Below are 7,074 nucleotides of genomic sequence, written 5' to 3' on the forward strand. Positions count from 1 at the left end.
CCATCCTGACGGACGAGGAAGGGGCCCGCCTCGCGGCCGAGACGGCGGGGCAGATCGAGCTGCCGCCGGTCGTCGTCGTCCCGGACCCGCGCCGCGCGGTCGGCCCGCTCGCCCGCGAGATCTTCGCCGGACGGTCCGAGGACGCCCCCGCGCAGCCGACCCCGACCCTCTTCGGCGTCACCGGCACGAACGGGAAGACCACGACCACCTATTTCCTCAACGCCCTCCTGGGCGCCCTGGGCAGGTCCACCGGGCTGATCGGCACCATCGAGATCCGGGCAGGCGGCGAGGCCATCCCCAGCGCGCTCACCACGCCCGAATCGCCCCAGGTGCATTCCCTCCTCGCCCTGATGCGGGAGCGTGGGCTCGCCGCGGCCTCCATGGAGGTCTCCTCGCACGCGCTCGAGTTCGGCCGGGTGGACGGAGTGCGATTCGACGTCGCGGGCTTCACCAACCTCACCCAGGACCACCTGGACCTGCACGGCACCATGGAGGAGTACTTCGCGGTGAAGGCTGCGCTCTTCACCCCCGAGCGGTGCCGGCGAGCAGTGGTGCTCGTGGACGACCCCTGGGGCCGCAGGCTGGCCGCCACGGCGGAGGTCCCCGTGCTGACGGTGCGGACCGACCCGCAGGCGGACGACCGGGACGCGCAGGCCGACTGGACGGTGACCGGGGTCGAACCGAGCGGCCTCGGCCACGCCTTCGTGCTCCAGGGCCGGACGGGCGGGCGACTGCGGATCCGCAGCGGGCTGCCCGGGACGTTCAACATCTCCAACGCCGCCCTGGCGACCGGCATGGTCCTCGCCTCGGGCGTCCCGGTGGAGGACGTCCAGCGCGCCCTGGACGACTCGGACCCCTTCACCACCGAGGTCCCGGGGCGCATGCAGCTCATCGGTGAGGCTCCCGCGGCGATCGTCGACTTCGCCCACAATCCGGACGCCCTCGAACGGACGCTGGCCTCGGTGCGCCGGCCGGGCGGCCGCGTCATCGCGGTCTTCGGCGCCACGGGACAGCGGGACGAGACGAAGCGGCCGATCATGGGGGCGGTGGGCGCACGCCTGTCCGACATCCTCATCGTCACCGACGACGACCCGCACGACGAGGACGAGGCGGTCATCCGACGCGCCGTCCGGGCCGGCGCCGAGACCGCGGTCCGCGACGAGGGGCTCGACTGCGAGGTGCTCGAGGTTTTCCCCCGGGCGGCTGCGATCGACCACGCGGTCGCGCTGTCCACCGTCTCCGACACCGTTCTCATCGCCGGCCGCGGCCACGAGGTGTGGCAGGAGGTGAAGGGCGTCAATCTGTCGCTCGACGATCGCCTGGAACTACGCTCCGCGTTGACAAGGCACGGATTCTCTGGGCTTTCGACGTCCGGGATAGAGTCCTGAACCGTCATGATTGAATTCAGCGCAGCCGAGATCGCGGCACTCACGGGCGGCGTCCTGGTCGGTCCCGACCAGCACGGGTCGGCCATCACCGTCACCTCCGCGGCCACGGATTCCAGGGAGTGCGTCCCCGGGTCCCTGTTCGTGGCCAAGCCCGGCGAGGAGTCCGACGGCCACCTCTTCATCGGTGCCGCCTTCGGGCGCGGAGCCGTCCTGGCGCTGGCCGAACGGGAGGTCACCGGACCGGACGGGACCCCGTTCGCCGCCGTCGTCGTCCCCGACGCGGTCCTCGCCATGGGCGTGCTGGCCGCCGAGACGGTCCGGCGGCTGCGGGCGAACGGCGAGGTGACCGTCATCGGCATCACCGGTTCGGCGGGCAAGACCACCACCAAGGACCTGCTCGCCGGCATCCTCGCGGCCCACGGCCCCACCGTCGCGCCGCGCGGGTCCTACAACGGAGAGGTCGGCGTCCCCCTGACCGTGTTCGAGGCGGACTGGGACACGCGCTACCTCGTCATCGAGATGGGGGCCACGAAGCCCGGCCACATCGCGTACCTCGCGTCGCTCGTGCAGCCGGACCTCGGCGTCGTGCTCGGCGTCGGCTCCGCCCACGCCGGCGAGTTCGGCGGCGTCGAGAACATCGCGAAGGCCAAGGGCGAGCTGTTCGAGGCCCTGCCGGCCGCCGGGACCGCCGTCATCAACGCCGACGACGAGCGCGTCCTGGCCATGCAGGGGCGCACCGGCGCCCGGACCGCCTTCTTCACCTCCTCGGACGACTTCGCAGCCGCCGGGTCCGACGTCGTCCGGGCACGCGACAGCACCACGACGGCGGAGGGCAACCCCGCCTTCACCCTCGTCTTCCCGGACGGCAGCGCCCACGACGTCGTCTCCCCGCTCCTTGGACTGCACCACACCGCCAACCTGCTGGCCGCAGCCACCGTCGCCTACGAGGTCGGCTGCGCTCCCGGGACGATCGCCGCGAGCCTGCGCAGCCAGTCCGCCGCCAGCCGGTGGCGTATGGAGCGCACCGAGCGCGCCGACGGCGTGACGGTCATCAACGACGCCTACAACGCCAATCCCGAATCGATGCGTGCAGCGCTCCGGACGCTCGCCGAACTCGGCCGCGGACGCCGGCGCACGTGGGCCGTGCTCGGCGAGATGCTCGAGCTCGGGGACAGCTCCATCGAGGAGCACGACCTCCTCGGGCGCGTCGTCGTACGCCTCAACATCTCCAAGCTCATCTGCGTGGGACCGAACACCCGGGCACTCTTCAACGGTGCCGTGCTCGAGGGGTCCTGGGGCAGCGAGGCCGTCCATGTCGACGATGTCGACGCCGCGGAGCGCATGCTCGAGGCGGAGCTGGAACCGGGCGACATCGTCCTGTTCAAGTCCTCCAACGGGGCGGGACTGAGATATCTCGGGGACCGCGTCGCCCAGGCCGGCCCCGGCGCGACCGAGCCCCCCGCAGCAGTCGTCGAAGCGGACAGCGGACCTGCCGCTCCCGGAAAGGCCCAGCAGCCGTGATCGCACTCCTCATAGGCTCTGCCTCCGCGCTCTTCTTCGCATTCGTCGGGACACCCCTGTTCATCAAGCTCCTGGTGAACAAGGGCTACGGGCAGTTCATCCGCGACGACGGCCCCACGGCCCATCACATCAAGCGCGGGACGCCCACCATGGGCGGCGCGGTGATCGTCGCGTCGGTACTGCTCGCATACTTCCTGACGCACCTGCTGATGATGGCCACGGGTTCCTCCGTGGGCGGTCCCACGGCCTCCGGACTGCTGCTGCTGTTCCTGGCCGCCGGAATGGGCCTGGTGGGCTTCGCCGACGACTACATCAAGATCTCGAAGCAGCGGAGCCTCGGCCTGAGCGCGCCCGCGAAGATCGTCGGGCAGACCGCAGTGGGCGTGATCTTCGGCGTGCTGGCGCTGATGTTCCCCAACGAGGAGGGGCGGACGCCGGCGTCGACGGCCATCTCCTTCATCCGTGACACGCCGATCGACCTCGCCTTCGCGGGCACGGTCCTCGGCGCGATCCTGTTCGTCATCTGGTCGAACCTCATCATCACCGGCGCGAGCAACGGCGTGAACCTCGCCGACGGGCTCGACGGACTCGCCGCCGGCGCCTCGATCCTGGTCTTCGGCGCCTACCTCCTCATCGGGATCTGGCAGGGCAACCAGAGCTGCGGCTCGCCCGGCGCCGGGAGCGTCTGCTACGAGGTCCGCGACCCGCTGGACCTCGCCCTGATCGCCGGGTCCATGTGCGGTGCCCTGGTCGGCTTCCTCTGGTGGAACACCTCGCCGGCCAAGATCTTCATGGGCGACACCGGCTCCCTCGCCATCGGCGGCGCGATCGCCGGTTTCGCCATCCTGTCCCGGACGGAACTCCTCCTCGTGATCCTCGCGGGCCTGTTCGTCATGATCACGCTCTCCGTGATCATCCAGGTCGGCTACTTCAAGCTGTCGGGCGGCAAGCGCGTCTTCAAGATGGCACCGCTGCAGCACCACTTCGAGCTGAAGGGCTGGCAGGAGGTCACGGTGGTGGTCCGGTTCTGGATCCTTGCCGGACTCTTCGTCGCCGCGGCGCTCGGGATCTTCTACGCGGAATGGGTCGTGGGATGAGCGGATCGGACTCTGCCGGATCGACGGCACCCAACACCTGGGAGACACCCCGGCTCGCCGGTCTGACGACCTGGGACTCGGACTGGGCCGGCCTGCGCGTCGTCGTCGCGGGCATCGGCGCCTCCGGCTTCTCCGCGGCCGACACCCTCGTCGAGCTCGGGGCCGTCGTCGTCGTCGTCGATGCCGGCGCGACCGAGGAGAACGAGGCGAAGGCCGACACCCTGCGCATCGTCGGTGCGCACGCCGTCCTGCTCGGGGCGGAGCACGCAGCGTCCCTGCCCCCGGTCGACGGGGAACCCGCCGACCTCGTCGTCACCTCTCCCGGCTGGCGCCCCACGCAGCCGCTGCTCGCCGAGGCGGCGGCGGCCGGAGTCCCGATCTGGGGCGACGTCGAGCTCGCCTGGCGGGTACGGACCCGCGAAGGCCGCCCGACGGCGGAATGGCTCACCATCACCGGGACCAACGGGAAGACCACCACCGTCGGACTGACGGAGTCCATGCTCCTCGCCGCGGGCAAGCGCGCGGTCGCCGCCGGCAACGTCGGCACACCCATCCTCGACGTGATCCGTGATCCTCAGGGGTACGAGTTCCTCGCCGTCGAACTCTCCAGCTTCCAGCTGCACTGGGCGCACTCCATCTCGCCGCTCGCGAGCGTCTGCCTCAACGTGGCCGAGGACCATGTGGACTGGCACGGCAGCTACGAGGCCTACCTCGCCGCCAAGGCCTCCGTCTACGAGCGGACGAGGATCGCGTGCATCTACAACGTCGAGCAGCGTGAGACGGAGGAGATGGTCGAGGAGGCCGACGTCGTCGAGGGCTGCCGGGCCGTCGGGTTCACCACCGGCATGCCGTCCGTCAGCATGATGGGCGTCGTCGAGGACCTCCTCGTAGACCGAGCCTTCATCGAGCAGCGCAAGGACTCCGCCGCCGAACTCGCCTCCATCAGCGAACTCGGGGAAGTCGTCCCGCGGCACCTGGTCGCCAATGCCCTCGCCGCCGCAGCCCTCGTCCGTGCGGCGGGGATACCGGCGGCTGCGGTGCGCGACGGCATCCGGGCCTTCCAGCCGGGGGACCACCGGATCCAGGTCGTCGAGAACGAGGGCGGGGTGCTCTGGATCAACGATTCGAAGGCGACGAATCCGCACGCGGCCTCGGCGTCGCTGGCCTCGTTCCAATCGGTGGTCTGGGTCGCGGGCGGACTGTCCAAGGGTGTCTCCTACGACGACCTCGTCACCGAGCATGCCCACCGACTGAAGGCCGTCGTGCTTCTCGGGACGGACCCCGCACCGCTGCAGGGCGCCCTCGCCCGACACGCACCCGATGTTCCGGTCTCCCTCCATCCCACCCTTCACACTGGACAGGGGCGCGGCGCCGGCGGGTCAGCCGATCCGGCCGCCGCCCTGATGCAGTGGGCCGTCGCCGAAGCGGCGCGCCTCGCCCAGGACGGCGACACGGTGCTCCTGGCGCCGGCCGCAGCGTCCATGGACCAGTTCTCCTCCTATGCGCACCGGGGAGCCGCCTTCGTGGCGGCCGTCCGTGCACGTGGCGGACAGGGGACAACCGCGAAGGAGTCGTAATGGTGGCCACGCCAACCCGTCCGGGAGGACGCAAGCCCTCGGTCCGGCCCGCCCGGACGAAGGAGACGGGCCGACCGGTCAGCTCCGTCGGCGTAGGCCCCGCACACAGTGCGACGCCCAGCGGGAGCGCCGCAGCGAAGGCACGGACCATCAAGTCCGGTGCTCCGACGGCGGACACCGCCACCACCGGCTCCGCCGACCGGGCGGGCACCGGACTCCGGGCCCGGCTGCGGCGCGGCTGGGTGCTGCTCGAGGGCTCCGACCGCGCGCCCACCGGGTCCAGCTACTACCTGATCCTCGGTTCCGCCCTCGCCCTCACCGCGATCGGGCTCATGATGGTCCTGTCGGCGTCATCCGTCGAAGCGATCTCCGAGGGCAAGGACAGCTTCGACCTCTTCCTCAAGCAGGCCCTGTGGGCCGGCGCCGGGCTCCTCCTGATGCTCGTCCTGTCCCGGCTCGGTCCCCGCGCCTACCGGGCCCTCGCGTGGCCGAGCCTCGGGATCGCGGTGGTGCTGCTGGTCCTGGTGCTCGTCATCGGGGTCGAGATCAACGGCAACAAGAACTGGATCCGCATCGGCAGCCAGACCTTCCAGCCGTCCGAACCGACGAAGCTCGCCATCGCCCTGTGGTTCGCCGCCGTCCTGGAGCGGAAGAAGGCACTGATCCGGGACTGGAAGCACGCCATGATCCCCGCGCTGCCCTTCGGCGGACTCCCGATCGGCCTCGTCCTGATCGGCGGTGACCTCGGGACGGGCCTCGTGCTCATGATGATCGCCGGTGCGGCGCTGTTCTTCGCCGGCGCCCCGCTGAAGCTGTTCACGCTCACGGGTCTCGCGGCGCTGGCCGGTGCCCTGCTCATGGTCGCCACGAGCTCCAACCGCGGCGGGCGGATCAGCGCCTGGCTGGGCCTGAACTGCGACGACGGCGCCGATCTCTGCCTGCAGTCGGACAACGGCCTGTTCGCCATGGCGTCGGGCGGGTGGTTCGGCGTCGGGATCGGGCAGAGCCGCCAGAAGTGGAACTGGATCCCCGAGGCGCACAACGACTTCATCTTCGCCATCATCGGCGAGGAGTTCGGCCTCGTCGGCACCCTCGTCGTCGTGCTCCTGTTCGGCATCCTCGCCGTCGCCACCATCAGGGTGGCCCTGCGCTACACCGACCCCTTCGTGCGGATCCTCATGGGATCCATCCTCGTGTGGCTGATCGGCCAGGCCTTCGTCAACATCGGCATGGTCACCGGCCTGCTGCCCGTCATCGGCGTACCGCTGCCCTTCATCTCCTACGGCGGGTCCGCGCTGACGTTCACGCTGGCCGCCGTCGGCGTCCTCCTGTCCTTCGCACGCAAGACCCCCCCCGCCCCCCCCCCGCGCCGCCTCCCACGGGTCCCGCCCTGACCTCCACCCCCGGGAGAAACCACCCCCATCCTGACCTCCCCCCCCCCCCACCATCCCCCGTCCGGCGTCCTCCCCGGCGGCGGGCCGGCCCGCCCCC

The 7,074-nt window shown here is 71.0% G+C and carries 5 protein-coding genes; all 5 read left to right on the forward strand.

From position 1 onward, the window contains the following. Positions 1-1,388: Mur ligase family protein (locus tag CVO76_RS04620; protein ID WP_208740906.1), on the forward strand; the 1,388-nt coding region annotated here is incomplete at its 5' end. A gap of 6 nt (positions 1,389-1,394) precedes the next feature. After that, positions 1,395-2,909, forward strand: coding sequence for a UDP-N-acetylmuramoyl-tripeptide--D-alanyl-D-alanine ligase (locus CVO76_RS04625; protein WP_208740908.1), 1,515 nt, complete (start codon positions 1,395-1,397; stop codon positions 2,907-2,909). After that, positions 2,906-4,006, forward strand: coding sequence for a phospho-N-acetylmuramoyl-pentapeptide-transferase (gene mraY / locus CVO76_RS04630; RefSeq protein ID WP_208740910.1), 1,101 nt, complete (start codon positions 2,906-2,908; stop codon positions 4,004-4,006). Before CVO76_RS04625 ends, mraY begins: the two co-directional genes overlap by 4 nt. Continuing rightward, positions 4,003-5,583: a UDP-N-acetylmuramoyl-L-alanine--D-glutamate ligase gene (gene murD, locus CVO76_RS04635; protein ID WP_244186203.1), complete on the forward strand. Its 1,581-nt coding sequence runs from the start codon at positions 4,003-4,005 to the stop codon at positions 5,581-5,583. The genes mraY and murD overlap by 4 nt, the downstream gene beginning before the upstream one ends. Next, entirely contained in the window at positions 5,583-6,977 is a 1,395-nt protein-coding gene (gene ftsW, locus CVO76_RS04640) for a putative lipid II flippase FtsW (protein WP_208740914.1), read from the forward strand. The genes murD and ftsW overlap by 1 nt, the downstream gene beginning before the upstream one ends. The last annotated feature ends 97 nt before the right edge of the window (positions 6,978-7,074 follow it).

The sequence above is a fragment of the Arthrobacter agilis genome (assembly GCF_002953615.1).
In the GTDB taxonomy this organism is placed as follows: domain Bacteria; phylum Actinomycetota; class Actinomycetes; order Actinomycetales; family Micrococcaceae; genus Arthrobacter_D; species Arthrobacter_D agilis_B.

Excerpts from the sequence above, each read along its gene's own strand:
- ftsW (WP_208740914.1), top strand. The coding sequence starts at position 5,583 with ATGGTGGCCACGCCAACCCGTCCGGGAGGACGCAAGCCCTCGGTCCGG.
- CVO76_RS04625 (WP_208740908.1), top strand. The coding sequence starts at position 1,395 with ATGATTGAATTCAGCGCAGCCGAGATCGCGGCACTCACGGGCGGCGTC.
- murD (WP_244186203.1), top strand. The coding sequence starts at position 4,003 with ATGAGCGGATCGGACTCTGCCGGATCGACGGCACCCAACACCTGGGAG.